The organism is Streptococcus mitis (assembly GCF_047465045.1).
Classification (GTDB): domain Bacteria; phylum Bacillota; class Bacilli; order Lactobacillales; family Streptococcaceae; genus Streptococcus; species Streptococcus mitis_DT.
Window position 1 is genome coordinate 1 of sequence record NZ_JASHAR010000013.1, and the last position, 26,532, is coordinate 26,532.

Genomic DNA, 26,532 nt, shown 5'->3' on the forward strand with positions numbered 1-26,532 from the left:
TCAAGTGTTCCATCCGCAACATACCATAGTCCGTACGGGATTCGAACCCGTGTTACCGCCGTGAAAAGGCGGTGTCTTAACCCCTTGACCAACGGACCAGAGTTGTTTTCAACTCTTACTATTATACAGACTTTTTCAGACTTGTCAACTACTTTTTTTATCTTTTTTCAAGTTAAGTAAAAAGAGCCAGAATTATACTGACTCTTTTATTACTTATCAAACTTAGAAGCACGTTCTTCTCCCCACCAATAGGGCATTAATTCTGCAATTTTAACAGTCTTTCTTCTATTGTAGTCCATCATGAATTCTGCATCCTTATTTTCAGCGTTCAACTCTAAGAGGAACTCTCTGCAAGCGCCACAAGGCATACCCGAACTTCCACCATAAGGTGGTTTGTCTCGAAAGGCTAAGACTTTTTTAACCTTAGTTTGTCCCGAAAATTGGTACATATTGAAGAGTGCTGCCCGCTCTGCGCAGAGATGGAAAACACCACAGGTTCCCTCCATACAGAATCCTGTAAATATTTGTCCATCTTCTGCTTCTACTGCGGCAACGACATGATTAGCATAAACAAAATCAGATACTTCATGTGGATTGTATAGTTTCTGTGCTTCTTCGTACATCTTTTCCCAGATGTCCATTGTTGCATCCTTTTTATTTAGAGATTTCTTTTAGCATGTTTTCGATATGTTGGATTGATTTTTCGCGACCTAACAAGAAGATCGTATCTGGTAATTCTGGTCCATGCATTTCACCTGAAACAGCGATACGAATAGGCATGAAAAGATTTTTCCCTTTAATACCTGTTTCTTTTTGAACAGCTTTGATTTGTGGGAAGATATTCTCTGTTACAAATTCATCATCTCTCATCGCCTCAAGTTTTGCTTTGAAGGCTTCAAGAACTGTTGGGACTGTTGCCTCCGCCATGACTTCGCGTTCTGCTTCTGTCAATTCTGGGAAATCTGAGAAGAAGAGATCTGTCAATGGAATAATTTCATCTACTGATTTCATTTGTGGTTTATAGAGCTCAACTAGTTTTTCAGCTTTGTCAGTTAAACGGCCTGCTTCCTCTAAGAATGGTTTTGCCATTTCAAAGATCGTTTCTAGATCTGCATTCTTGATATAATCATTGCTCATCCAGTCTAGCTTTTTCTGGTCAAAGGCTGCTGGAGACTTGCTCAGGCGGTTTTCATCGAAAAGTTTAATGAGTTCTTCACGAGAGAAAATTTCATTTTCTCCACCTGGGTTCCAACCAAGAAGAGCAATAAAGTTAAAGACTGCTTCTGGAAGGTAACCTTTCTTTCGGTAATCTTCGATAAATTGAAGTGTATTAGTATCACGTTTAGATAACTTCTTACCAGTCTCAGAGTTGATAATCAAGGTCATGTGACCGAACTCTGGAGCTTCCCAACCAAGCGCTTCATAGACCATAAGCTGTTTTGGCGTATTAGCAATGTGGTCGTCTCCACGAATAACGTGAGAGATTTGCATATCGTGGTCATCGATAACAACGGCAAAGTTGTAAGTTGGGTAGCCGTCTTTCTTTTGGATAACCCAGTCACCACCAATATTGCCACCTTCAAATTCGATATCACCTTTAACCATATCATGCCACTTGTAGATACCTGACTCATTGACCGCCAAACGAACTGTTGGAATGATACCAGCTGCTTCACGTTCTGCGATGTAAGCTGCTTTTTCTTCTTCACTCATACCAAGGTATTCGTTAATGTAGCGAGGTGTTTCACCAGCTGCTTTTTGGCGTTCGCGTTCAGTTGCCAACTCTTCTTCTGTAACGTAAGATTTGTAGGCTTTTCCTTCAACTAGCAATTGATCGATGAATTTTTGATACAAGTCCAAACGCTCAGACTGGCGGTAATTTTCATGTGTTTCTGGGCTTTCATCCCAATCCATACCTAACCAACGAAGGTTTTTAAGTTGTGAACGTTCACCATCTTCGACATGGCGTTTACGGTCAGTATCTTCGATACGGATAATAAAAGTTCCACCATGATGACGTGCGTAAAGGTAGTTGAACAATGCTGTACGGGCATTCCCGATGTGTAGTAGTCCTGTTGGACTTGGTGCGTAACGTACGCGGATATCTTTTGACATAGTTTCTCCTATAAAGTCTCTAGGCGTCTGCCTTTTTGCTCTCTATATTATATCACAAGTCTTGGCTGAGGCCAATTTCTATGGATAAAGAGAGTAAAAAGAGTGGACAAGCCACTCTTTTCTTCTATTATAGACGTGCGTTAAGTTCTTTGCTCAATTCTTCAAATCCTGGTTTTCCAAGAAGGGCAAACATGTTACGTTTATAAGCTTCAACACCTGGTTGGTCAAATGGGTTGATAGCATTCAAGTAACCAGAAAGGGCGATAGCCAATTCGAAGAAGTAGATTGTATAACCAAGAGTGAAAGCGTCTTGCTCTGGAAGAGTCACGTACATGTTTGGTACGTCACCATCTGTGTGGGCAAGAAGAACACCATCAGTCGCTTTTTTGTTTACAAAGTCAACGTCTTTTCCTTGAAGGTAACCAAGTCCATCAAGGTCTTCTTCCAAGCTAGGGATAATCACGTTTTTACGAGGTTTGTCAACACGGACAACTGTTTCAAACATGATACGAGTTCCTTCTTGGATAAATTGACCAAGTGAGTGCAAGTCAGTTGAGAAGTTGGCTGAAGTTGGATAGATACCTTTTTGGTCTTTTCCTTCTGATTCACCAGCCAATTGTTTCCACCATTCTGAGAAGTATTGAAGTGATGGCTCGTAGTTTACCAAGATCTCAGTTGCATAGCCTTTACGGTAAAGAATGTTACGAACTGCTGCGTATTGGTAAGCTTCGTTTTCAGAGATTTTATCTGAAGTGTAGTCTTTGCGAGCTGCATTCGCACCTTCCATAAGGGCTTTGATGTCAGCTCCTGATGCTGCGATTGGAAGCAAACCAACAGCTGTCAATACTGAGAAACGTCCACCGATATCATCTGGAACAACAAATGTTTCCCAACCGTTAGCGTCTGCTTCAACCTTAACAGCACCTTTTTGGCGGTCAGTTGTTGCATAGATACGTTTGTTGGCTTCTTCTTGACCGTATTTCTTAACCAAAAGTTCTTTGAAGACACGGAAAGCAATAGCTGGTTCAGTTGTTGTACCTGATTTAGAAATCACGTTTACTGAGAAATCTCTATCAGCTACGTACTCTACCAAGTCAGCAAGGTAAGTAGATGAGATTGAGTTTCCAGCGTAAAGGATTTGTGGAGCCTTGCGTTCTTCTTTTGTTTGCAAGTTAGCAAAATGGTGATTCAAGAAGTCGATTGCTGCTTTTGCACCAAGGTAAGATCCACCGATACCGATCACAACCAAAACATCGCTGTCTGATTTGATTTGCTCAGCAGCTTTCAAGATGCGGTCAAATTCTTCACGGTCGTAGTTTTCAGGAAGGTCCAACCATCCCAAGAAGTCGCTACCAGCACCAGTTCCTTTACGGATCAATTCATCTGCTGCTGTTACTTGTGATTGCATGTATTCCACTTCATGTGGTGCAACAAATTTGTCTAAAACTTTTGAATAATCAAATTTAATATGTGACATGTTATTCCTCCAATATTTCTTCTTTTCTATCATAACGCTTACCTTCGTTTTTTTCAAGCTTTTTGTCGAATTTCTCCAATTTTTATCAGAATTCAAACGTTTGCGTAAAAATCCCACATTCCAAAAATTTTGAAAAAATAAAAGAAAGAACGACTAGATGTCCAGTCGTTACAGTTCATTCAATAAATACTCAAATAATTCTAAATTGCCATCTTCTTCATTAACCAGAAACTCTGGATGCCACTGCAAACCGATGATGCGGTGCTCGTCGATAGACTCAATCGCTTCGATGGTCTGGTCTCTTGGATCAATAGCGGTTACGCGGAAATTAGGTGCCAAATCTTTAATGCTTTGACGATGGACCGAGTTAACCTGACTTTCTTTTCCAAATAGCTTGGCCACCACGCTTCCTTCTACTGTCTCAATAGAGTGAGATGTTCCGAAAGGTAGTCCTTGCCAGTGACCTTCGATTTCTTGATTGAGGGTTCCACCAAAGGCAACATTGACAAGTTGAACACCGCGACAGATTGCCATAATTGGTTTATTCTGACGAAGCGCTTCTTTCAAGAGGGCCAATTCAAACTCATCACGTACTAGATTGTAATCATCGCTCTCAATGGTCTTTTTCTCTCCATAAAACTGAGGGTGGACATTTTGACCGCCTGTCAAAATAAGCTTGTCAATCATTTCCACATAATCGCGTACAACTGACTCATCACCAACAGGAATGACTAAAGGGAGACCACCGACTTGACGAATGCTCTCTGCGAATCTACAAGATACAGATGAATGAATGTTTTTTCCTTCTGCGTCTACAGGACATAGATTTGCAGCAACTCCTACAACCGTTCTAGTCATGATGTCTCTCCTTTCGAATGTTAATACTCTTCGAAAATCAAATTCAAACCACGTCAGCGTCGCCTTACCGTACTCAAGTACAGCTTGCGGCTAGCTTCCTAGTTTGCTCTTTGATTTTCATTGAGTATAACGATAGTCCTATCATATCACTCAAAATGCCTTTCGTCTAATATGTTTTTTTTAAGTCCGTGATAAATATTTTTTATGAACAAGAAAAAGCTGCCCACATAGGACAACTTCTTTCTTATTCAAAGACAAATTGATTGTGATAGAGTTCTGAGTAGAATCCACCTAGTTTTATTAGTTCATGGTGATTACCACGTTCAATGACTCCTCCATCTTTGAGGACAATAATCTGGTCTGCATTGAGAATGGTTTTCAAGCGATGGGCAATGACAAAACTGGTTCTACCTGCTACAACTGCCTCCATGGCATGCTGAATCTTGCTTTCTGTCACCGTATCTACGTTTGAAGTTGCTTCATCTAGAATGAGAACTTCTGGATCTGTCATCAAGGTTCGAGCGATAGAAATCAATTGTTTTTGCCCTGTCGAGAAGATGCTTTGATCATCATCAATAAGGGTATCGTATTTGTCAGGTAAGCTTTCGATATAGTCATGAATATGGGTTGCCTTGGCTGCTGCCTCAACCATTTCTTGACTAGCATCTGGTACACCGAAACGGATATTGTCTCGAATGGTTCCGCTAAACAAGACCGAATCTTGCAAGACAATCCCCACCTTGCTTCTAAGACTATCTAAATCATAGTCACGGATATCTTTGCCGTCAAAATAAATACCACCAGCATCAACATCATAAAAGCGATTGATGAGGTTCATAATAGTCGTTTTCCCTGACCCAGTCGGACCAACAACTGCTGTCATCTGGCCTTTAGGGGCAGAAATGCTGACATCTTTCAAAATAGGTTTATCAGGTAGGTATGAAAAATCAATATGACTAATTTCAACACCTTCTTGCAACCTAGTAAAGATCGGCGCCTTCTCAGGTCGAATTTCTTCCTCTGCGTCAAACATTTCCTGAATCCGTTCAGCCCCCGTAAAGGCTAACTGAAGGCTTCCCCAACTAGCTGCAACTTGAATAATAGGCTGGTAGTACTGCTGAGAAAATTGGGCAAACATAACAATCAAACCTAGGGCTGTACTTGTTTCAATAGACTTATCATTCAAAAGTACAGCTGAACCAGCAAAGATGACGATGGCTGTGTTGACCAGACTCATCCCATTCATGACAGGGAAAAGAATTCCTGAGAACATTCTTCCTTTAAAGGTTGCCTTGCGCACGCGCTCATTTTGTTCAAAAAATCCTGCCATCATATCCTCTTGAATACCTTGCACAATCACGGCTTTTTGACCTGAGATACTTTCATCCATATAGGCATTGAGCTTCCCTACCTCTTTCTGCTGGAGGTTGGTATATTTCCGTGCCATTTTCACGATAAAAATCAGCATGAGAAAGGCCACTGGTGTACTGGCAATAGTGATGAGGGCCAGCGTCACATTTCTCGAAAACATGACAAGAATCAGACCAATGTATAGAACGATGTTGCTCATGACCTGAATCAAGCTTTCGTTAAAAGCTTGGAGGATATTATCCAAATCACTGGTAAAACGAGACAGGATATCGCCATCTTGTCGGCGGTCAAAGAAAGAAACAGTCAACCGAGCAAGCTTGCCAAAGAGGCCTTTGCGCATCTCGTTGGTCGATTCTGCAATCACGCGCGTCATGAGACACATGTATATCACACTGGAGATAAATAGAACCAAAACTAGCAGACCAAGATTGACCATGATTCCTGATAGGCTTTGCCAAACAAGTTCTGGATTGCCATTTTGATAAGCTTGAACTAAATTAGCTAGCTGCGTCACTGCTTGTCCAGAAAAGACCGGAAAGAGGGCTTGGGCAAGAGTTGCCAGAACAATCATCAGGATAACAACTACAAATGATAACTTATAGACTTTAAAATAATTCCAAAAAAATTGAGCTGTCTTCATTTTACTCCTCCTTTCCTTTCTGTGTTTCATAGATTTCACGGTAAACGGCATTGTTGGTAACCAAGTCTGCATGCGTACCTTGACCAATCAATCGTCCTTGATCTAGAACCAAGATTTTATCTGCATGAACAACCGAGCTAATCTTTTGAGCGATGATAATGGTTGTTGTTCCCTTCAAGTCCTTATTCAAGGCTTCTTGGACCAGGCGCTCTGACTTGGCATCCAAGGCCGAGGTTGAATCGTCAAAAATCAGAATACGCGGATTGCTGACAATTCCACGAGCAATCGACATCCTTTGCTTTTGCCCACCAGAGAAATTGGTTCCCCTTTCCTCAACTGGACTTTCAAAGGTTTTCTCCATACGATGAATGAATTCACTAGCCTGGGCAATATTAGCTGCGCGTTCCATTTCAAATAGAGTAGCATCTCCCTTACCCTGTCTCAAGTTGTCTGCAATCGTTCCACTGAAGAGAATGGCACGTTGAAGAACGATAGAAACTGTTTTACGCAGGGTTCCTTCACTCACTTCGCGAATATCCTTGCCTCCGATTTTGATAGCCCCTTCCTGTGGGTCAAAGAGACGTGGAATCAATTGAGCCAAGGTTGATTTTCCTGCACCAGTCGCTCCAACTACACCAACCATTTGACCAGGTTCAATAGTAAAGCTCACATCTTTCAGCATCGGTTCCTTGTCCATTGGATAGGTAAAGGTCACATTTTCAAAGCTAAGACTTCCGACCAACTCTTCATCTGGGACTTCCTTGAAGGTCATGGCTGGCTCTGCGTCAAGAATTTCTCGAATACGACGCATAGAAATCATAGCACGACTGACAGAATTTCCCAAAAATCCAACCATAACAATGGTAAAGATAATCTGGCTCAGGTAGTTGACAAAGGAAGCAATAGAGCCAACAACTGACGGTTCCGACTGAACCATCCCTGCAACTAGCCAAATAGAGAGGAATACCGCCCCATAACCGACCAACATCATGAAAGGTTCCACTACTGAAAAGGCATAACCAATGTAAAGATTTTGACCGAGTAGCTCGTCTGAAACCTCCGTAAACTTAGCAAACTGCTCTTTTTCTTGGACAAAGGACTTGACCACACGAACGCCACGCAAATTTTCCTTGGCAATGGCATTGATGCGTTCAAGAAGGGTTTGAAACTTGGCAAAACGAGGCCCCATCATACCCATCATGACAGCAGTCAAACCAAAAATCAAGATTACCATGAGAACAATCACCCACCACAGAGAAGGTAAGGTTTGAACCGCCAGGATAAACGAACCGATGAACAAGAGGGGAAGTCTGAAAAGAATTTGGAAGGTCATCATGACGACGTTCTGAATCTGGTTAATATCATTTGTCATGCGAACGACTAGATTTCCCGCATTAAATTGTTCAATATTGGCATAAGAAAAGGTTTGGATTTTACGGAAGGCATCCTCCCGAAGGTCAGATGAAACTCCTTGGGCAATATAGGCTGCGAGGACAACATTGAGCCCACCAGCAACCAAACCGAGCAGGGCCACACCAATCAACCAAGCCCCGATACTATAAATAGCTTCATAGTTCCCAGCAAGGAGGGCATCTAACACTTCCTGCAGATAACGCGGCTGCAGAAGTGAACTAGCAACCATCAAGCCCGTCATCAGGAGCGAAGTCAAGGCCTGCCACTTGTAGGTTTTTATTTTCTGAATCAGCATACTTTCTCCTTAAAAAATAGACAAAAGGGAGCGACAATGCGTCAGCTCCTTTTCATTCTGTTCGTGTGATGTTATTCTAGCAAAAAAGTGGGAACTTGTCAAAGAAGTCTCCTTGATATAGCTATAATGACTGGCAAGTCTTGACTTTATAATTTTTGTTTTAACTCGACCAAGACATTCATAGCCTGCATAGGTGTCATGTTATAAACATCTAGTTTAGACAATTCTGCTAGGACAGGATGTTCTTCAGTCGTATCAAAGAGTGAAATCTGTTCAGTGACGGCACTTGTTTGTCTCATGGGAGCAGGACTTTCTGTTCCTTGACTCTCTAGCTGAGTCAAAATCTTATCCGCCCTTGCTAAAAGGTCTGCTGGCAAGCCAGCAATCTTGGCAACATGGATACCGTAGGATTTATCAGCTGGTCCTGGTTCAATCTTGTGAAGGAAGGTGACCTGCCCATCCTGCTCCAAGGTTGCCACGTGGACATTGACCAAGTGTTGTAAACTAGACTCCAGACTAGTCAACTCATGGTAGTGGGTCGCAAAGAGGGTCTTAGCTCCGATGTGCTCATGGATGTATTCGATGATGGACTGAGCAAGAGCCATCCCGTCATAAGTTGCAGTTCCCCGTCCCAATTCATCAAAGAGAATGAGAGAGTCCTTGGTCGCATGCGAAATGGCATTGTTAGCCTCCATCATCTCTACCATGAAGGTTGATTGACCTGAAACCAAGTCATCTGCTGCTCCGATACGGGTAAAAATCGCATCAAAAATCGGTAAATGGGCGCTTTCTGCTGGCACATAAGACCCCATCTGGGCCATAACCGACGTCATGGCTAACTGACGCATATAGGTTGACTTTCCGCTCATGTTGGGCCCTGTAATCAGTTGAATACTGGTATCTTCTGCCATCTGAATCGTATTTGGAATATAGGTCTGAGCCCCCATAACCTTTTCAACGACAGCATGGCGCCCTTTCTGGATATCAATTCGCGAATCCTCTCCGAACTCTGGCCGAATCAAATGCTGGGTTTCAGCCACAACCGCCAGACTCTGTAAGACATCAACTGTCGCAATTCCTTGAGCTAGAGCCTGCAAACGCTGGATATACTTACTGACTTCCTCACGGATGCGCATAAAAATTTCATACTCTAGGTTTGCTGACTTTTCACGCGCCTCCAGCATATCTCCTTCGATACGGGCTAATTCTTCGGTTCCAAAACGTTCTGAGTTTTTCAGCGTCGCCTTGCGGAAAAAGTGAGCAGGCACATTTCCCAGTTGAGAATTGGTCACATGGAAATAGTAGCCATCCTTCTTATTGTAGTCAATCTTGAGCGTGCTGATACCAGAATTTTCTCGCTCCTTGGCCTCAATCTCAGCAATCCAGCTAGTCCCTTCTCTGAGAACGCGACGGTACTTGTCTAAAGTCTCATCAAATCCAGTCCGAATGATTCCTCCATCTGTAATCACATGAGGGGCTTCAGGAGCAATCGCTGCGCTAATCAAACTCTCCAACTCAGGGATTCCATCCAATTGTGCGATGAGATAAGCTAGAGCAGGTTGCTCCATCCCTTCTAAAATCGCACGAATCCGTGGCACACTGGATAAGGTGGTCGCCAACTGCAAGAGATCCTTGGGATTGGTTTTACCAAAAGAAACACGACTAGCCAAGCGTTCGATATCATAGACACCCTTGAGACTGTCTGTCAAATCACTACGCTCAAAGAAATGGTCGAGGAAGACCTGCACCACTTCTTGACGTTGGACGATTCGCTCCTTATCAATCAAGGGGCGATGAATCCAAGAACGCAAGAGCCGCATTCCCATAGCAGTTTTGGTTTCATCCAAAAGCCAGAAAAGACTGCCTTGTTTCTTACCCGAGCGAGCATTCTCAACCAAATCCAGACTAGCCTTGGTCGCATAATCCATCTGCAAGAAATCCTTGATTTCATAGTGGATAACAGGTTTGAGGTGGTTCAATTCCCTCATCTGAGTCCGATGAACATACTGGAGTAGCTTACTAGATGCCGCTTGCTCCACAGCTGCCAATCGTGAATCCAGTAAATGAAGGTCTTCAAAGCCTTCTTTTTCATAAGAAAGCACCAGATTCATCTGACGACTGAGGATTTGTTCTTCTTCCTCAGACAAGTCATAGCCCAGCACCACTTCGCGCGCCTTGAGATTACGGATTTCCCCACAAACCAGCGTGAAATCCAAAAGACCTGTCACATAAAAGTCACCCGTCACCAGGTCCATATAAGCTAAGCCAAATTGACTGCCATCACGGTCTATAGCAACCAAGAAATTGTTCTGACTATCCGGCTTACTGCTATCGACCACTGTCCCTGGCGTAATGACCTGAACAACCTCTCGTTTCACAACCCCAACTGCTTGTTTAGGATCTTCCATCTGCTCTGCGATAGCTACCTTATAGCCCTGCTCAATCAAGACATCTATATACTGCTGGGCAGAATGATAGGGGACACCCGCCATAGGAATCGGATTGTCGGCATTCTTGTTGCGACTCGTTAAGGAAATTTCCAGAATCTGCGCAGCATTGACCGCATCCTCATAAAATAATTCATAAAAATCACCCATCCGAAAGAGCAAAAAAGCATCTGGATATTGCTTTTTAATATCCACATACTGTTGCATGCCGGGTGATAGCTTTTCTGTCGCCATTTTCCGTCTCTCCTTGTCAAAAATAAGTCTTGAGAGCAACTCCCAAGACCTTACTTATCTTTCATCAGATCTAGCAAACGATCTTCCATGAGTTTGGCAACGTGCTGGTCTCGACAAATGACCAATAAGGTATTGGCACCAGCAACTGTTCCTAAAATCCATTCATCCTTGTTTGCATCTACAATATTTGCCAAAACAGAGGCTTCGCCCAATTTGGTATGAAGTACCAAGGTAAACTCTGCTCTTGCAACGCCTTCTAAATGATGAGACAAAAATTCCACCAAATCAATCTTTTCTGTCTCATTTGCTAGTACATAATACACCATATCATTTTTCTTGACCTTGGTCAAGCCGATTTCGCGCAAATCACGAGACAGGGTTGTCTGCGTCACAAAGACATTGTGCGCTTCCAACCGATCTTGAATTTCTTTTTGTGTACTTAATTTCTCCTCAGTAATCATTTTTTTTATTAACTGATGACGATCTCTTTTTCTCATAAAATCCTCTTATATGCATATTTATAACTAATTTTATAACTATATTATACCAAAAAAATAGGAGATTTCAAAAATTTTTTCTTCTTTCTTTAAAATTGTGATAAAATAGTAGAAAAGTCCAAAAAGGAGCTCTTAATGAATACAAAAGAATTGATTGCTAGCAAATTGGCTAGCGTCATTGATAGCCTGGACCAAGAGGCTATTTTAAATTTACTGGAAACCCCTAAAAACTCAGAAATGGGAGACATCGCTTTCCCTGCTTTTTCACTTGCAAAAGTCGAACGTAAAGCACCTCAAATGATTGCGGCTGAACTGGCTGAAAAAATTAACAGCCAAGCCTTTGAAAAGGTTGTCGCAACAGGACCTTACGTCAATTTTTTCCTTGATAAATCTGCCATTTCTGCTCAAGTATTGCAAGCTGTTATCACTCAAAAAGAACACTATGCTGACCAAACTATTGGCAAACAAGAAAATGTTGTTATCGATATGTCTAGTCCCAATATCGCTAAACCATTTTCTATTGGTCACCTACGCTCAACTGTTATCGGAGATAGCTTATCACATATTTTCCAAAAAATCGGTTATCAAACGGTCAAGGTCAACCACTTGGGAGACTGGGGTAAACAGTTTGGGATGTTGATTGTTGCCTACAAAAAATGGGGCGACGAAGAAGCTGTAAAAGCTCATCCAATCGATGAACTTCTTAAACTCTATGTCCGCATCAACGCTGAGGCTGAAAATGACCCTAGCTTGGATGAAGAAGCACGCGAATGGTTCCGTAAACTTGAAAATGGAGACGAGGAAGCTCTTGCACTTTGGCAATGGTTCCGTGATGAAAGTTTGGTGGAATTTAACCGCCTTTACAATGAATTGCAAGTCGAATTTGACAGCTACAACGGAGAAGCCTTCTACAACGATAAGATGGATGCAGTTGTAGATATTCTTTCTGAAAAAGGCCTTCTTGTTGAATCAGAAGGTGCCCAAGTTGTGAATCTTGAGAAATACGGAATTGAACATCCTGCACTCATCAAGAAATCTGATGGAGCAACTCTCTATATTACACGTGACTTGGCTGCAGCCCTTTACCGTAAAAACGAATACCAATTTGCTAAATCTATCTACGTTGTTGGTCAAGAACAATCTGCCCACTTTAAACAACTCAAAGCTGTCTTGAAAGAAATGGGCTACGGCTGGAGTGAAGACATTACTCATGTTCCTTTTGGTTTGGTTACAAAAGAAGGGAAAAAACTCTCTACTCGTAAAGGGAATGTCATCTTGCTAGAGCCTACTGTTGCAGAGGCTGTTAGCCGTGCCAAGGCCCAAATCGAGGCTAAAAATCCTGAACTAGAAAACAAAGACCAGGTAGCACATGCTGTTGGGGTTGGAGCCATTAAATTCTATGACCTCAAAACCGACCGTACAAATGGATACGACTTCGACTTAGAGGCTATGGTATCCTTTGAGGGGGAAACTGGTCCTTATGTACAATATGCCTATGCTCGTATCCAATCGATCTTACGTAAAGCAGACTTCAAACCAGAAACAGTGGCTAATTACAGCTTAAATGATGCTGAAAGCTGGGAAATCATTAAACTCATCCAAGACTTCCCACGTATTATCAACCGTGCGGCGGATAACTTTGAACCTTCTATCATTGCTAAATTTGCAATTAGCCTGGCTCAAGCCTTTAACAAATACTATGCACATACACGTATCTTGGATGATAGTCCAGAACGCGACAGCCGTCTAGCTCTCAGCTACGCAACCGCAGTCGTTCTCAAAGAAGCCCTTCGCTTGCTTGGAGTAGAAGCGCCAGAGAAGATGTAAATCACCAAAGTTACTTGATTGCAAAGCAATCTAAGTAACTAACGCCAAATCCTATCAGGAATTTGGCTAGGTGCTTCACTAGTAAAGAAACATAAATATTATCGATTTATGTTTCTTTACGTCGTAACCAGAGACACTTGCCTAAACGCTTCACTAATTCACCAAACCAAATAATATCGATTTGGTTTGGTTCATGTCGTAAGCTTCAAGTTACTTGATTAAAAAGCAGTCTAAGTAATTAAGACCAAATCCTGTCGGAGATTTGGTTAGACTTATGTCGCAATCTTTTAATTACTTAATTGTAAAGCAGTCTAAATAACTAAGACCAAATCCTATACGTAATTAGGTTTAGAGGCCTATCAAAAATCTTATCAAGTTTTGCTGACTTGTTCTGCTATTTTAGATCCACTAAATCGATTTATTCACTACTACTTCTTTATCATACAGGGAGATTTCCTATGAGCCAATATGCTTATATCCTCGTTGTAATTAGCTTGGTGTTCCTTTTTCTGCTCAATAAGTACGAGAAGGAGAGACTTCAAAGGCTCTACCAAGAACAACTTTTAAAGGATGAAACATTTAGGAGTGATATCAAAGAGAAAATTCACACGACTGAAAATATCAATGATGTCATTGCTTACATCAATAAAACTTATCATCTGGGAATGTTACTGTCAAAAGACATTACAGATCAATTGAAATAAACCGAGCTATTCTTTTAAGGAATATAAAAACCGAGACTGAGAGTTTGTCCCTTCGTCTCGGTTTTTGTGTATTTTTCAAGTAACAAAGCCACCACTCCCCAGTAATGCAAGTGCAAAATCCTCTAGAATATGATAGAATAATGAAAAGGACTCTATTAAGGAGGAAAACATGGAAAAACAAACCGTCGCCGTCTTGGGGCCTGGTTCTTGGGGAACTGCCCTTTCACAAGTCTTAAATGACAATGGACACGAGGTACGTATTTGGGGAAATCTTCCCGAGCAAATCAATGAAATTAATACCTATCATACTAACAAGCACTACTTTAAAGATGTCGTTCTAGATGAAAATATCATTGCCTACACTGACTTAGCAGAGGCATTAAAAGATGTGGATGCGATTTTGTTTGTTGTCCCAACAAAAGTGACACGACTTGTTGCCCAACAAGTTGCAAAAACCTTGGATCATAAGGCTATCATCATGCACGCATCAAAGGGATTAGAACCTGATAGCCATAAACGATTGTCAACCATCCTTGAAGAAGAAATTCCTGAACATCTCCGCAGTGATATTGTCGTTGTTTCAGGACCTAGTCATGCGGAAGAAACCATTGTACGTGACCTGACTTTAATCACTGCTGCTTCTAAAGATTTACAAACAGCTCAATACGTTCAAGAACTCTTTAGTAATCACTACTTCCGACTTTATACCAATACGGATGTTATTGGAGTTGAAACTGCTGGTGCTCTTAAAAATATTATTGCTGTCGGTGCTGGAGCCTTACATGGTTTAGGATTTGGTGACAACGCTAAGGCAGCCATCATCGCTCGAGGCTTGGCAGAAATTACCCGCCTAGGAGTAGCACTCGGTGCCAGTCCATTGACCTATAGTGGCTTGTCTGGTGTAGGAGACTTGATCGTAACGGGAACCTCCATCCACTCTCGTAACTGGAGAGCCGGAGATGCTCTTGGTCGTGGAGAATCTCTAGCTGATATCGAAGCCAATATGGGCATGGTGATTGAAGGAATTTCAACGACTCGAGCAGCCTATGAACTAGCGCAAGAACTTGGAGTCTATATGCCGATTACACAAGCCATTTACCAAGTTATTTACCACGGAACTAATATCAAAGATGCCATTTATGACATCATGAACAATGAATTTAAGGCAGAAAATGAGTGGTCTTAACTCTCTAAAGAAAGGATTCTTATGACATCAAAAGTTAGAAAGGCAGTCATCCCTGCCGCTGGACTCGGGACTCGATTTTTACCAGCAACCAAAGCACTTGCTAAAGAAATGTTGCCAATTGTGGACAAACCAACTATCCAGTTTATCGTGGAAGAGGCTCTCAAATCAGGTATTGAAGATATTCTGGTTGTCACTGGTAAATCAAAACGTTCTATTGAAGACCACTTTGACTCAAACTTTGAGCTTGAGTACAACCTCAAAGAAAAAGGCAAACACGACTTGCTAAAATTGGTAGACGAAACAACTGGTATGCGCCTTCATTTCATCCGCCAAACTCACCCTCGTGGTCTTGGAGACGCTGTCTTACAAGCCAAAGCTTTTGTAGGAAATGAACCTTTTGTTGTTATGCTGGGTGATGACCTTATGGACATTACTAACGACAAGGCTATCCCATTGACAAAACAACTGATGAATGATTACGAAAAGACACATGCATCAACCATTGCTGTCATGCCCGTACCACACGAAGACGTTTCATCATATGGAGTTATCGCTCCTCAAGGTGAAGGGATTAATGGTCTCTACAGCGTTGAAACTTTCGTTGAAAAACCAGCTCCAGAGGAGGCTCCAAGTGATCTAGCTATTATCGGTCGTTATCTGCTCACACCAGAAATTTTTGAGATCCTCGAAAATCAAGCTCCTGGTGCTGGAAATGAGATTCAGCTTACTGATGCAATCGATACTCTCAATAAAACACAACGTGTTTTCGCTCGTGAATTTACAGGAGCTCGTTACGACGTTGGGGATAAATTCGGCTTTATGAAAACATCTATTGACTACGCCCTCAAACACCCACAAGTCAAAGATGACTTGAAAGATTACCTCATCCAACTGGGAAAAGAATTAGCTGAGAAGGAATAATACTCTTCGAAAATCTCTTCAAACCACGTTAGCTTCACCTTGCCGTATATATGTTACTGACTTCGTCAGTTCTATCTACAGCCTCAAAGCAGTGCTTTGAGCAACCTGCTGCTAGTTTCCTAGTTTGCTCTTTGATTTTCATTGAGTATAAAACAAAAAAAGATAAGGTTCAAAAATGCCTTATCTTTTTTCATTACACAACTATTATTATAAGCTCTCACAACCCCATTCCCTTGTAGATAAGTAAGACTGAGAGTCCCACGAACAACACTAACGCTACCAGTCTCTGACTAGCGCTATACATCCGTCTTTCTCCTCGAACTGGAAAGATAATTGCTAGAAATGCTCCACCAACTGCTCCCCCGATATGACCTGCTAGACTGATTCCTGGAATCAGAACACTTCCAATAATGTTAACCACAAAAAGTGTCAGATAGGATTGCCCCAACTGCTGGATATAAGGATTACGCGTTGCATAGCGAAGAATGATAATCGCGGCAAATAGCCCATAAAGAGAGGTAGAGGCGCCTGCTGCTAAGGATTTAGGACTAAATACAAAAACAAAGAGATTGCCCATCATTCCTGATAAAAGATAGAGAAAGAAAAACTTCTTGGATCCGAAATTCTCCTCTACTTGCCTACCAAGATAATAAATAGACAGCATATTAACAATGAAATGTTCCCACCCAATATGAACAAAAATGGCAGAGAAGAGACGCCAAACCTGCTCAGGAAAGAGGCGAATAGCCGGCCCATACATGGCTCCAAATCGAAATAATGTATCCGCCCTGTCAAAGTTTCCGCCTGCAGTCACCAGCATTAGTAGAAACACCAAGGTCGTCACTAAAAGGAAGAAACTCGTCACAGGGTAACGTCTATCAAAGATTTCCTTCATCAATTAATACCTCCTGAACAGGAATATCATGCTTTTCAGGGATAAAGTCCTGGACTTGACTAGGATAAACCGTACTCAAAGTATGACCAGAAAAATGTTTCAGATAGCGATCATAATAACCTCCACCGTATCCAATCCGATATCCTTCCGTCGTAAAAGCCAGACCAGGAACATGAATCAAATCAATCTGAGAGGCATCCACTACTTCCAAATCTCCCTGTGGTTCCAGTAAGCCAAAGGAAGTTTTTACCAACTGCTGCGGATCATAAACTACAAACTTCATGTGACCCTTGGGATAGGTTTTAGGTATCAGAACCTTCTTGCCGTCCTTCAGCGCCTGCTCTATCAGTTCCTGTGTTTGAAACTCATGAGGAAAAGAGAGGTAGCTTGCGATGGTCTTAGCTTCTTGATAAAGGGGGTGTTGTAAAATTCGCTCGGTTAAAGCTTGGTCTATAAACTGTTTTTGCTCTAGAGGTAAAGCCTTCATTTCTTGCAAGACTTGCTTACGTAATTCCGATTTCATAGACAACCCCTCTACTCTGCTGTCTTCTTTTTCAGGAAACTAGAGACCGCATCCACCCCAATAGCTAATGCTTCTTCCTTAGGACTCATCTGAGGGTGATGAAGGGCGTAGGGACTATCGATACCTAACCAAAACATAACGCCATTAACCTTTGAAAGGAGATAACCAAAGTCCTCACCAGTCATAGCAGGCTCGATATCAATCAACTCGATTCCGTCTTTCTCTTCAAAGAAGTCCATCAGTTCACGCGCCAAGGCTGGATGGTTCTCAACAGGCAGGTAACCACCTTGCTTGAGTTCCACTTCGACTTCCATACCAAAGGCGGCTGCAACTCCTTCTGCAACTGTTTTGACCCGCTTTTGCACCAAGAGACTCATATCTTGAGTCAAGGCCCGAATGGTTCCATGCAAAAAGGCTGTGTCTGTGATGACATTATTGGTTGTTCCAGCTTGGAAAAGACCAAAGGTCACCACTGCTCCCTCGATTGGATTAACATTGCGGCTGACAACTGACTGTACTTGGGTCACAAAGTAACTAGCAGCCACCAAGGCGTCATTAGCTTCATGTGGAAAGGCTGCGTGGCCACCTTTGCCTTTGAAACGAATCTTCACCTCACAGGTCCCTGCAAAGAGTGTATGAGTATTAGTCGCAATCTGGCCGACTTTCAAATCTGGTCGAACATGGAGGCCATAAAATTGATCTGGTAACCAATCTCCAAAAGCACCATCCTCATACATAAGCATGCCTCCAGCTTCATTTTCTTCAGCAGGCTGAAAAAGAAAGAGCAGATTATTCTTTGGTTGCTCCTCAAGGGCTCGCTCAAGACAGCCCAAAGCAATAGTCATGTGGAAATCATGGCCACAAGCGTGCATACGACCTTGGTGCTGAGAAGCGAAAGGAAGGTCTGTTTGTTCGACGATAGGCAGGCCATCAATATCTGTTCTCCAACCAATGGTTCGCTCTGGTTGACTTCCCTGCAAATAAACCAAAATCCCTGTCCGCCAAGTACGAACTTGAACAAACTCCTTGCCCGCAGTCAATTTCTCAATCACATCCAGCAAATAAGCATGAGTCTTAAACTCCTCCAAGCCAATCTCTGGAATCTGGTGCAAATCTCGTCTAGTCTGAATCAAATCTAACATCTATCTATCCTCCGATATAGCAGAAAGAGGCTGGAAGAAGGGTTCCGCCTCTTTATTACTTTTACAATTATAAGGTACGAAGCGCATCCTCTAGCGCTGTTTTTTGTTGGGTTTGGGCATCAATCTCTTTGATAATACGAGCTGGAACACCTGCTACCACAACGTTTTCTGGGACATCTTGGGTAACAATAGCTCCTGCTGCGACAACTGAACCACTACCGATTTGGACTCCTTCGATAACCACTGCATTAGCGCCGATAAGAACATTATCTCCAACACGGACTGGTTCTGCGCTAGCTGGCTCAATCACACCTGCAAGAACGGCACCTGCACCAACGTGACTGTTTTTCCCAACGATAGCACGGCCACCAAGGATAGCCCCCATGTCAATCATGGTTCCTGCACCGATTTCAGCACCGATATTGATAACAGCTCCCATCATGATAACAGCATTGTCACCAATTTCAACCTGATCACGGATAATAGCACCTGGCTCGATACGAGCATTGATAGCACGTTTGTCTAGCAAGGGAACTGCTGAATTGCGAGCATCTTGCTCAACAACATAGTCTTGATTTTCTACCAAACCATCGAGAAGCGGAGCCACGTCCTTCCAGTCTCCAAATAGGACATTCCCTAGTTTAACAACAGATCCAGGTACAGCAGTTGCGAGTTGTCCCTCAAAGGTTACTTTAACACTGGTTTTCTTTTCAGCATTTGCGATAAATTGGATAATTTCTTGAGCGTTCATTTTTGTAGCAGTCATAGGCGCCTCCTAGTTCATTTTAATGATACCTATTCTACCAAAAAAGGCCTCAAATTTGAAGCCTTTTTGTTTGTTTTTAGGTATGATTTTTAGGGATGTGAGATAAAACGTGCTGTCGGTAAAAGCAAGCCCCTACCGATACAACCTAAAAACACTCTTCACAACTATCTCCCCGTGTTTTATTGACTATTCTAGTATAGCACACTTTTAGAATTAAGAAAAGACTTTTTATTTACTTTCTTTCGCTTCTTCTACCGATAGGAAAATCATAGGCAAAATAATCAGGACCATAGCTAGAAGAAGGGACCAATCCACCACCAATCCTAAAAACAAAACACTCAAGAGAGCAGAGGAGAGAGGCTCACTAGCACTCACCACTGATACAACCAAAGGAGATACAAGGGATACCGCCTTCATCGAAATAAAGAAAGCAAATGCAGTCCCGAATACAGCTATCGTTAAACAAATCAACACGCTCACAATATCTAACTGAAAAGTAATTCGATAGACTGGATGGAGTAGGTTACTAAATAGTCCCGCTATAATCATCCCCCACCCAACGGTGGGAACAAAACCATAACGCTTAGCAAAAGGTTGAGGTAAGATAACATTAAACATGACCCCCATGGCACTCAGCAGACCTGTCACAAGCGCTAGTGGTGTCATGGATAACTGAGAGAGATCTCCCTTTGTCGCCATCAGGCAAACACCCAACATGGCAACCAAAACATAAAAAATAGCGCTTTTTGACGCTCGTTTTTGATAAACCAAGCGGTTGTAAAAGAGGATAAAGACAGGACTAATAAACTGTAAAATAGTTGCTGTCGCTGCATTTGAGTATTCTACACAGAGATAGAAAAAATACTGAACTGAAAAAATCCCCAAAATAGCGTATGCTAAAAAGGTTAGGTAATTTTTCTTATCTCGCCAAATATCTAGCACTTGCGATTTTAATTGCACTGCAGACCAAATGAGCACAAGACTCCCTGCCAGTGTCAAACGCATAGAGGTAATCCAGCCAGAGGACACTTGATAATGAGTAAAGAAATACTCTCCTAGAATCCCACAAATTCCCCAGATTAAGCCAGATAGGAGCGAATAGATGGTTCCTTTAACAATCTTTTTCTGATACTGATTCATACCTTTATTGTAACACGAAAGGAAAAAAGAAAAAAGTGGCAATCAATACCACTTTCCTATCTTCTACTATTTGATTGCGTAGATGATGAACTTGATGTACTGCTAGAGCTAGCACTTGAACTACCACTTGAACTGCTATTCGAACTAGTACTTGAGCTAGAAGGAGTTGGCAATGTGCTAACGATACTTGACCAAGCGTTTTGATAATCTGCTTCACTTCCTCCAATAGCAAAGTGATAGCTTGTAGTAGGAGCTCCCGCCTTATTAGCCCAATAGCTCGTTACAGTAGAACCTGAAAGATCCACTGTTTTTCCATTAACGGATACTTTGCCTGGCTTCTGTCCTGTAGATCTGAGGACCTGAGATTGGGTCACACTAGAATCAAGATTAAAGCGTTCATTGCCCCAAACACCAGGCTCAGCCTGTTGGATGGCATTGACCAAGTAAGCCATATATTTGGCATTTCGATAATGCCCAGCCCCCTTAGCCATTGGGCGGTTGTCATCATGCCCTAGCCAACCACCTAGAGTCAATCTTGGTGTTGACAGCATGAGCCACATATTTTCATCTTCATTGGTTGTCCCAGTCTTACCAATCCAGTCTGCACGAGCTAAGCTTGAATTGATAGAAGCCAAATCCGTTTGGAAACTTGAAGTGATCCGAGATGAAATCACCTCACGAAGCAAACTCTGCATAATCGTTGCTGTTGCCTTCGAATACACTTGAACTGGCTTGTCTTGGAATTCATAAATTGCTCTACCGTCAGGTGATTCAATCTTAGAAATCACATGTTTCTGATGGTAGACACCGTTATTGGCAATTGTTTGATAACCATTGGTATGCTGGGCAACTGTGACTTCAATCCCACCACCCATAGGCAGACTTTCGATACCGTACTCCGGAATCTCGTAACCCATTTTCTCCATGTAACCCTTGACATCCACACCCTTCTCACGCAGCATTCGATAGGTCCAATAGGCTGGGATATTCCACGAATAGTTCAAGGCTTCACCCAAAGTCATCATGCCTGTACCTGGACTGTTCACATACATGATAGGATTTCCATTAGAGAATTTTGTCGGATAATTGGACAAGATACTAGCGCTTCCCATCAAACCTTGGTCAATGGCAATACCGTAGGCCAATAAAGGCTTGGTTGTAGAGGCTGGCGAGCGCTTAGTGTCAAAGGCGTGATTGTTTTGGTTAGTCTGGTAATTACGACCACCAACAAAGCCTAAAACAGCCCCCGTTTTATTGTCCATCAAAACATTCCCTACTTCAGGCTGCCCAGTCGAATCATCTACCAAACGACCGTAGTTAGCAACTGCATTTTGCATGGCAGTATGGATTTTTTTATTGATTGTTGTCGTGATTTTATAGCCACCGTTACTTAGTTCCTGCTCAGCTCGCTCATGATAGGCCTTTTGAACTACTTCCTTTTTCAACTCTTGGCTAGAGACATTGTCCTGTTGAACTAAGTAATCATACATACGGTCTGTCGCTTCAGCCATAGCCGTAAAGTAAAGGTAATCCCTCGAAACAGCATTGATAGATCCTGATGGCAAGAAATCTTGCTTGAGATTATAATCCTTGTACTGGTCATATTCCTCCTGAGTCAGAGCACCCGTACGGTACATGTTGTAGAGAACATCCTTGCCCCGCTTCAAACCAAGTTCTAAGTCTTCATCACTCTTTAACTCTCCAGTATTTTCATAAGGGGAATAAGTAATCGGACTCTGTGGCAAACCTGCTAAGAAAGCGGCTTGAGGAATACTCAACTTGTTGGCATCGATACCGAAAATTCCTTCAGCAGCTTGCTGGGCACCTGCAATATTTTGTCCTTTATGATTTCGACCAAAGGGAGCAACATTGAGATAGGTGGTCAAGATTTCATCCTTGCTCATGCTGCGTTCCAAGGCAAGGGCATCGACAATTTCTGTAGCCTTACGAGCCAAAGTCGGAGCATCTCCGACCACTTGTTGTTTGATTAACTGTTGGGTCAAGGTCGAGCCCCCACTAGACGAGCCCAAACCTGCAAAAGTTCCCAAAGTCGCCCGAATCACAGCTTTGGGCACAACCCCTTTATGTTCAAGAAAATGTTCGTCCTCAGTAGCAATGATCGCCTTTTTGAGATTGTCCGATATTTCCTCAGATGAAACAGAGGTTCTCAGTAGATCACTCTCGATAGAAGCAATGACACTCCCATCTGCGTAAACAATTTCTGAGATGGAAGAAATATTTTTAACCTGTTTGACCAAGTCCTCCGATTGGGGAACCTTGGCCTTGTCAAACAAAGCAACTCCATAACCAAGAGCTACACCAGCACCAAAAAGTCCACCGATAAAGCCTAGAATAAAGAGAGTATTCAAAATTCCCTTAATAGCAACTAAAATGCTACCTAGGATAGCCAGAACTTTCCCACCTGTCCCATCCGACTGCTTCTCTTCTGAGACTTTCTCTGATTTTTTATGATTTATGTTTGATTTTACTAGCTGGAAAAATTCCAGCATTCTTTGTTTTAATTCATTTAATTGATTTTGCATGGATTTCCTCACTCTATCTATTATACCACAAAAGGTAAACTTTCAATAAAATAGCCACTTTCTCCCTTATTCTACTAGGCTATTGCCCAAGTTTGTGATACAATAGGTAGAAACAATATTTTTAAAAAGGAGAAAAGACACATGCACATTTTTGATGAGCTAAAAGAGCGTGGTTTGATTTTTCAAACGACTGATGAAGAAGCTTTGCGTAAAGCCCTAGAAGAAGGTCAAGTTTCTTATTATACTGGCTACGATCCAACTGCTGACAGCCTTCACCTAGGCCACCTTGTCGCAATCTTGACAAGTCGTCGCTTGCAGCTAGCAGGTCACAAACCTTATGCGCTCGTTGGCGGTGCTACAGGTCTCATCGGAGATCCGTCCTTCAAAGATGCTGAACGTAGTCTCCAAACAAAAGACACAGTAGATGGCTGGGTCAAGTCTATCCAAGGACAACTTTCTCGTTTTCTTGACTTTGAAAATGGTGAAAACAAGGCTGTCATGGTCAACAACTACGACTGGTTTGGCAGCATCAGCTTCATTGATTTCCTCCGTGATATCGGAAAATACTTTACTGTCAACTACATGATGAGCAAGGAGTCTGTGAAAAAACGGATTGAAACAGGAATTTCATACACTGAGTTTGCCTACCAAATCATGCAAGGTTACGACTTCTTCGTTCTTAACCAAGACCACAACGTAACGCTTCAAATCGGGGGTTCTGACCAGTGGGGAAATATGACAGCTGGTACTGAATTGCTTCGTCGTAAGGCTGACAAGACTGGCCACGTTATCACAGTTCCGCTTATCACCGATGCAACTGGTAAGAAATTTGGTAAATCAGAAGGAAACGCAGTCTGGCTCAATCCTGAAAAGACTTCTCCCTACGAGATGTACCAATTTTGGATGAACGTTATGGACGCAGACGCTGTTCGCTTCTTGAAGATCTTTACTTTCTTGTCACTTGATGAGATTGAAGAAATCCGTAAACAATTTGAAGCGGCTCCACATGAACGCTTGGCTCAAAAAGTCTTGGCTCGTGAAGTCGTAACACTTGTTCACGGCGAAGAAGCTTACAAAGAAGCCCTCAACATCACTGAGCAACTTTTTGCAGGAAATATCAAGAATCTTTCTGTTAAAGAGCTCAAACAAGGACTTCGTGGTGTACCAAACTACCAAGTTCAAGCAGATGAAAACCACAATATCGTGGAACTGCTCGTCTCATCTGGTGTAGTTAACTCAAAACGCCAAGCCCGTGAAGACGTCCAAAACGGAGCTATCTACGTCAACGGCGACCGCATCCAAGACCTTGACTATGTCTTGAGTGACGCAGATAAGTTAGAGAACGAACTGACCGTTATCCGCCGTGGGAAGAAAAAATACTTTGTATTGACTTACTAAACTGTTCAACATTGATCTATAAATAAAGGAGTTAACCTCGAGAAAGGTAACTCCTTTTTGTTGTTGATAAGCACATCTATCTAGGCTTAATAGACAGACTACGTAGGACTATGCGCAAGGTTGTTAGATTATGTAAGATAGAGAGATTTGAAGGACTGAGCCAATTAAACAAGCCAAAGCCAATCAAACTACTATTTACGACAACGGTATCTTGAATATTCTTCTTGATGAGTGTTTGCAAAGATGATGATAGCCAATCCAACTCTTGGAAGAAATCCAAGCGATTATCTAACAATAAGATATCGCTCATCTGCTTAGAAATGTCTGCACTCTCATTCATCACCACACCGATATCTGATAGGGTTAGAGCCGCTGAGTCATTCAACCCATCCCCAACCATCAAAATAGTGTGACCTGCTTTCTGCAGTTCCTCTACTAACTCAAATTTTCCATCAGGTTTCAAGTCTGTATAGACCTGATCAAAGGGCAAATCTTTGACTAATTCCTCTGTTCTAACCAAGGTGTCCCCTGTTGCCAGAATCAATTTTTTCCCTTGTGCCTTAAGTTTCTCCAAGGCTGCTTTTGCTTCTTTTCTCAAAGGAGTATGAATACAGAACATTCCAATCAATTCATTCTGATAAGCCAAGAATAAGAGATTATAGTGACTCTTGTACTCTTCAATTAAAGCATTTTGTTCTGAACTGATATGAATTTGCTCATCCTGCATCAAAACATAATTCCCAATAAGAACTGGTTGCCCATCTATATGAGATTTGATCCCCTTGCTTGCGATATATTGGAGTTTCCCATGCATTTCCTCATGTTCAATCCCCTCTATCTCAGCTTGCTTGACGATGGCATTAGCAATAGGATGATAAATGTGTTCCTCAAGACAGGCACTGATTCTGAGAATATCTTCCTCACTATAGTCCCCAAAAGGTAACACCTTTTCAACTATCGGATAGCTAGTTGTGATTGTTCCCGTCTTATCAAACAAGAAAGTATCAACTTCCAGATATTTCTCCAGAACATCCCCATTCTTAATCACCATTTCACGATTCAACCCCTCCTTGATAGCTGTCAAATAAGCTACAGGAGTAGAGATTTTCAAAGCGCAGGAGAAATCGACCAATAGGAAAGAAATAGCCTTAGAAAAAGAACCTGTCAATAGGTAAGTCAGACCAGCCCCCAAGAAATTATATTTGACGACCTTGTCCGCCATTTTGATGAAATAGCGTTGTTTCGTTTTCTTGTTTTCTTCAGATTTCTTCATCAACTCAATCAGCTGTAAAATCCGGCTGTTCATCTGATTATCGGTTACACGAATGCGCAACTCTCCAGTTTCTAATACTGTATTTGCACAAACCAAATCAGACTCTCTTTTTTCAACTGGAAAACTCTCTCCCGTCAAGGAACTTTCGTTGACCATACCTAAACCTGAAACTACTTGTCCATCAAACAGAATTTCATTCCCTTGAGATAAGACCAAGACATCTCCTATTTGAACATCAGAACTCTTGATACTAACAACCGTATCGCCCTGTACTAGGAATACATCGCTCTCTTTTGCAAGAAGACTCTGTTCTAAATCCGTTGCAGTTTTTTTCAAGGACCACTGATCTAAATGATTCCCCAAATCAAGCATAAACATGATATTGCTAGCCGTCTTGGATTGGTTCATAAACAAGGACAATAAAATCGCCGAACAGTCCAAGACCTCCATCGTTAGTTCCTTACGCGCTAGTGTTTGATAGGCTTCTCTAATATAGCCAAAAGCCTGATAACAAGTCCATATATAGCGAATAGGATACGGCACAAAACTACGAAAAAGTATACGCTTAATCGCTGCACCTGAAACAATAGAATAAGCACTCTCTTCTCTACGAATGGGAAGAGTCATCAACTCAGAAACTTTCCCTTTATCAATTCTTTTTAAAAAGGCTTCTGCATTGTCTAATACAGAGAAGCCTTCTTTTATACGTAGAGTAAAGTGCTGTTGATCCATGTAAAACTGGATAGACTCAATCCCCTTTTCATCTCTCGCCAAGGAACGAAGATAGTCTTGAATATCCAAGGTGAGTGAAAAAGAAGATGATAGTCGGATATGTTGGTATCCTCTATGTAGCACTTTAAAAGACAT

The 26,532-nt window shown here is 42.0% G+C and carries 20 protein-coding genes and 1 tRNA gene; 5 read left to right on the forward strand and 16 right to left on the reverse strand.

Features of this window, described 5'->3' with window-relative positions; translation table 11 throughout:
• Window positions 1-26: 26 nt before the first annotated feature.
• The 9 genes from QM409_RS07430 to argR form a co-directional block, all read right to left on the reverse strand.
• Window positions 27-98: transfer RNA gene (locus QM409_RS07430), tRNA-Glu, on the reverse strand.
• A 111-nt stretch (window positions 99-209) separates the two neighbouring features.
• Window positions 210-641 carry a cytidine deaminase family protein gene (locus QM409_RS07435; protein ID WP_414305447.1) on the reverse strand — a complete coding sequence of 144 codons (432 nt, stop codon included), beginning with the start codon at window positions 639-641 and terminating at the stop codon, window positions 210-212.
• A 13-nt stretch (window positions 642-654) separates the two neighbouring features.
• Window positions 655-2,115 (reverse strand): glutamate--tRNA ligase, encoded by a 1,461-nt coding sequence (gene gltX / locus QM409_RS07440; RefSeq protein WP_414305446.1) that lies wholly within the window; start codon window positions 2,113-2,115, stop codon window positions 655-657.
• 127 nt (window positions 2,116-2,242) lie between these two features.
• Complete coding sequence (locus QM409_RS07445; protein ID WP_414305445.1) at window positions 2,243-3,592, reverse strand: glucose-6-phosphate isomerase; 1,350 nt, start codon at window positions 3,590-3,592, stop codon at window positions 2,243-2,245.
• A gap of 168 nt (window positions 3,593-3,760) precedes the next feature.
• Window positions 3,761-4,450 carry a gamma-glutamyl-gamma-aminobutyrate hydrolase family protein gene (locus tag QM409_RS07450; RefSeq protein WP_033687443.1) on the reverse strand — a complete coding sequence of 230 codons (690 nt, stop codon included), beginning with the start codon at window positions 4,448-4,450 and terminating at the stop codon, window positions 3,761-3,763.
• 244 nt (window positions 4,451-4,694) lie between these two features.
• Window positions 4,695-6,461, reverse strand: a complete 1,767-nt coding sequence (gene patB / locus QM409_RS07455) for a multidrug efflux ABC transporter subunit PatB (protein ID WP_414305444.1) — start codon at window positions 6,459-6,461, stop codon at window positions 4,695-4,697.
• A gap of 1 nt (window position 6,462) precedes the next feature.
• On the reverse strand, window positions 6,463-8,169 hold the full coding sequence (gene patA / locus QM409_RS07460) for a multidrug efflux ABC transporter subunit PatA (protein ID WP_414305443.1): 1,707 nt from the start codon (window positions 8,167-8,169) through the stop codon (window positions 6,463-6,465).
• A 146-nt stretch (window positions 8,170-8,315) separates the two neighbouring features.
• Window positions 8,316-10,850: a DNA mismatch repair protein MutS gene (gene mutS / locus QM409_RS07465; protein ID WP_261094535.1), complete on the reverse strand. Its 2,535-nt coding sequence runs from the start codon at window positions 10,848-10,850 to the stop codon at window positions 8,316-8,318.
• Window positions 10,851-10,900: 50 nt separating this feature from the next.
• The gene (gene argR / locus QM409_RS07470; RefSeq protein WP_001231476.1) at window positions 10,901-11,347 is read right to left on the reverse strand and encodes an arginine repressor; all 447 of its coding nucleotides are present in this window, start codon (window positions 11,345-11,347) and stop codon (window positions 10,901-10,903) included.
• Between the two features lie 135 nt (window positions 11,348-11,482).
• On the opposite strand from argR, the gene argS reads away from it, so the two are divergent.
• The 4 genes from argS (at window position 11,483) to galU (ending at window position 15,985) form a co-directional block, all read left to right on the forward strand.
• Window positions 11,483-13,174, forward strand: a complete 1,692-nt coding sequence (gene argS, locus QM409_RS07475) for an arginine--tRNA ligase (protein ID WP_261029225.1) — start codon at window positions 11,483-11,485, stop codon at window positions 13,172-13,174.
• A 458-nt stretch (window positions 13,175-13,632) separates the two neighbouring features.
• Window positions 13,633-13,878, forward strand: coding sequence for a hypothetical protein (locus QM409_RS07480; protein WP_020903404.1), 246 nt, complete (start codon window positions 13,633-13,635; stop codon window positions 13,876-13,878).
• A gap of 169 nt (window positions 13,879-14,047) precedes the next feature.
• Entirely contained in the window at window positions 14,048-15,064 is a 1,017-nt protein-coding gene (locus QM409_RS07485) for an NAD(P)H-dependent glycerol-3-phosphate dehydrogenase (RefSeq protein ID WP_020903403.1), read from the forward strand.
• 21 nt (window positions 15,065-15,085) lie between these two features.
• Window positions 15,086-15,985, forward strand: a complete 900-nt coding sequence (galU, locus tag QM409_RS07490; protein ID WP_153210474.1) for a UTP--glucose-1-phosphate uridylyltransferase GalU — start codon at window positions 15,086-15,088, stop codon at window positions 15,983-15,985.
• Between the two features lie 217 nt (window positions 15,986-16,202).
• On the opposite strand, the gene QM409_RS07495 is transcribed toward galU, so the two are convergent.
• The 6 genes from QM409_RS07495 to pbp1b all read right to left on the reverse strand — a co-directional run bounded on the left by QM409_RS07495 (window position 16,203) and on the right by pbp1b (window position 22,994).
• Entirely contained in the window at window positions 16,203-16,880 is a 678-nt protein-coding gene (locus QM409_RS07495) for a rhomboid family protein (protein ID WP_414305442.1), read from the reverse strand.
• Complete coding sequence (locus QM409_RS07500; RefSeq protein ID WP_153210476.1) at window positions 16,864-17,403, reverse strand: 5-formyltetrahydrofolate cyclo-ligase; 540 nt, start codon at window positions 17,401-17,403, stop codon at window positions 16,864-16,866. Before QM409_RS07500 ends, QM409_RS07495 begins: the two co-directional genes overlap by 17 nt.
• Before the next feature lie 11 nt (window positions 17,404-17,414).
• The gene (locus tag QM409_RS07505) at window positions 17,415-18,545 is read right to left on the reverse strand and encodes an N-acetyldiaminopimelate deacetylase (RefSeq protein ID WP_414305441.1); all 1,131 of its coding nucleotides are present in this window, start codon (window positions 18,543-18,545) and stop codon (window positions 17,415-17,417) included.
• 67 nt (window positions 18,546-18,612) lie between these two features.
• Window positions 18,613-19,311, reverse strand: coding sequence for a 2,3,4,5-tetrahydropyridine-2,6-dicarboxylate N-acetyltransferase (gene dapD / locus QM409_RS07510; RefSeq protein ID WP_049515894.1), 699 nt, complete (start codon window positions 19,309-19,311; stop codon window positions 18,613-18,615).
• 228 nt (window positions 19,312-19,539) lie between these two features.
• On the reverse strand, window positions 19,540-20,451 hold the full coding sequence (locus QM409_RS07515; protein ID WP_414305440.1) for a DMT family transporter: 912 nt from the start codon (window positions 20,449-20,451) through the stop codon (window positions 19,540-19,542).
• A 56-nt stretch (window positions 20,452-20,507) separates the two neighbouring features.
• Window positions 20,508-22,994, reverse strand: a complete 2,487-nt coding sequence (pbp1b, locus tag QM409_RS07520) for a penicillin-binding protein PBP1B (RefSeq protein ID WP_060627242.1) — start codon at window positions 22,992-22,994, stop codon at window positions 20,508-20,510.
• A 141-nt stretch (window positions 22,995-23,135) separates the two neighbouring features.
• Between pbp1b and tyrS the strand changes: the two genes are divergently transcribed.
• On the forward strand, window positions 23,136-24,392 hold the full coding sequence (tyrS, locus tag QM409_RS07525; protein WP_150922928.1) for a tyrosine--tRNA ligase: 1,257 nt from the start codon (window positions 23,136-23,138) through the stop codon (window positions 24,390-24,392).
• 76 nt (window positions 24,393-24,468) lie between these two features.
• On the opposite strand, the gene QM409_RS07530 is transcribed toward tyrS, so the two are convergent.
• On the reverse strand, window positions 24,469-26,532 hold the full coding sequence (locus tag QM409_RS07530; RefSeq protein ID WP_414305439.1) for a heavy metal translocating P-type ATPase: 2,064 nt from the start codon (window positions 26,530-26,532) through the stop codon (window positions 24,469-24,471).

Bases quoted from the DNA above. Each gene is read 5' to 3' on its own strand.
- galU (WP_153210474.1), top strand. From the start codon at position 15,086: ATGACATCAAAAGTTAGAAAGGCAGTCATCCCTGCCGCTGGACTCGGG.
- mutS (WP_261094535.1), bottom strand. From the start codon at position 10,850: ATGGCGACAGAAAAGCTATCACCCGGCATGCAACAGTATGTGGATATT.
- QM409_RS07445 (WP_414305445.1), bottom strand. From the start codon at position 3,592: ATGTCACATATTAAATTTGATTATTCAAAAGTTTTAGACAAATTTGTT.
- QM409_RS07485 (WP_020903403.1), top strand. From the start codon at position 14,048: ATGGAAAAACAAACCGTCGCCGTCTTGGGGCCTGGTTCTTGGGGAACT.
- QM409_RS07495 (WP_414305442.1), bottom strand. From the start codon at position 16,880: ATGAAGGAAATCTTTGATAGACGTTACCCTGTGACGAGTTTCTTCCTT.
- patB (WP_414305444.1), bottom strand. From the start codon at position 6,461: ATGAAGACAGCTCAATTTTTTTGGAATTATTTTAAAGTCTATAAGTTA.
- QM409_RS07435 (WP_414305447.1), bottom strand. From the start codon at position 641: ATGGACATCTGGGAAAAGATGTACGAAGAAGCACAGAAACTATACAAT.
- QM409_RS07505 (WP_414305441.1), bottom strand. From the start codon at position 18,545: ATGTTAGATTTGATTCAGACTAGACGAGATTTGCACCAGATTCCAGAG.
- gltX (WP_414305446.1), bottom strand. From the start codon at position 2,115: ATGTCAAAAGATATCCGCGTACGTTACGCACCAAGTCCAACAGGACTA.
- argS (WP_261029225.1), top strand. From the start codon at position 11,483: ATGAATACAAAAGAATTGATTGCTAGCAAATTGGCTAGCGTCATTGAT.
- QM409_RS07480 (WP_020903404.1), top strand. From the start codon at position 13,633: ATGAGCCAATATGCTTATATCCTCGTTGTAATTAGCTTGGTGTTCCTT.
- dapD (WP_049515894.1), bottom strand. From the start codon at position 19,311: ATGACTGCTACAAAAATGAACGCTCAAGAAATTATCCAATTTATCGCA.
- tyrS (WP_150922928.1), top strand. From the start codon at position 23,136: ATGCACATTTTTGATGAGCTAAAAGAGCGTGGTTTGATTTTTCAAACG.
- patA (WP_414305443.1), bottom strand. From the start codon at position 8,169: ATGCTGATTCAGAAAATAAAAACCTACAAGTGGCAGGCCTTGACTTCG.
- QM409_RS07515 (WP_414305440.1), bottom strand. From the start codon at position 20,451: ATGAATCAGTATCAGAAAAAGATTGTTAAAGGAACCATCTATTCGCTC.
- argR (WP_001231476.1), bottom strand. From the start codon at position 11,347: ATGAGAAAAAGAGATCGTCATCAGTTAATAAAAAAAATGATTACTGAG.
- pbp1b (WP_060627242.1), bottom strand. From the start codon at position 22,994: ATGCAAAATCAATTAAATGAATTAAAACAAAGAATGCTGGAATTTTTC.
- QM409_RS07530 (WP_414305439.1), bottom strand. From the start codon at position 26,532: ATGTCTTTTAAAGTGCTACATAGAGGATACCAACATATCCGACTATCA.
- QM409_RS07450 (WP_033687443.1), bottom strand. From the start codon at position 4,450: ATGACTAGAACGGTTGTAGGAGTTGCTGCAAATCTATGTCCTGTAGAC.
- QM409_RS07500 (WP_153210476.1), bottom strand. From the start codon at position 17,403: ATGAAATCGGAATTACGTAAGCAAGTCTTGCAAGAAATGAAGGCTTTA.